Source organism: Sphingobacterium sp. IITKGP-BTPF85 (assembly GCF_001006065.1).
Taxonomy (GTDB): domain Bacteria; phylum Bacteroidota; class Bacteroidia; order Sphingobacteriales; family Sphingobacteriaceae; genus Sphingobacterium; species Sphingobacterium anhuiense.
On sequence record NZ_ASZT02000326.1, the window covers coordinates 1 to 746 of the forward strand.

At 39.8% G+C, this 746-nt stretch carries 1 protein-coding gene; it reads right to left on the reverse strand.

Annotated features, from left to right (window positions below; all coding sequences use genetic code 11):
* On the reverse strand, positions 1–272 hold a 272-nt coding region (locus L950_RS34710; RefSeq protein WP_231577864.1), incomplete at its 3' end, for a hypothetical protein.
* Positions 273–746 lie beyond the last annotated feature (474 nt).

Consider the following 746-nt stretch of genomic DNA (forward strand, 5'->3'; position numbering starts at 1 on the left):
GCCATAAGATGAGATAACCCATCAGCCCCGCTGTCCTTGCGGGGCCCGGTCTGGAAGGCTGATAAACTAAACATAGAAACCATCAGGACTAATAGCGAATAAGTTCTGATGCTCTTCAATTCCATTAAAAAACAATCAAGAAGATTGAAAAACATAAGGACTAGTAAAGAATAAATCCTTATATTCTTCAATGCGTTGAAAGAAATACCCATCAATTTTCGAAACTCATAAACAACCCACACACTGACAGCATCGTGAATACTACTTAACATGTTGTTTAACGGGAGTTTTAAGCGATTTACAGCCCTATTAAAGCAAAAACACACCTTAACCAAGCTTAAGATTTTCATATGCTTAAAAACGCCCGTTTGAAATAAAGTACCTTTAGAGTATAGATCAAGTATGGATGAAGCATACATAAAGCGTTGATAGTGCGTTAGTAGTGTGTAAACGGGTACCGTTTTACGCACTATCCATGCTTTATCTATGCATATGCAACGCATTACGGACGCTTGATCTACGCTTCGCCCATTGGAGTACAGTGCTTCACCAACTGTCTCCTTCAAGTTCGCAACTAAGCTACTGGCCTTAGTACCTATTTGGTAGCTCTCTAGTACATCTCCAGTACCTTTCCGGTACCACTTCAGTAGGGCGTTAGTGAATAACCTGTACACTGACCTTACAGCAAGACCGATTTTAGCAAGTACAATCTTCAATGAAAATCATAAAAAAAGCAAGGCCATCTG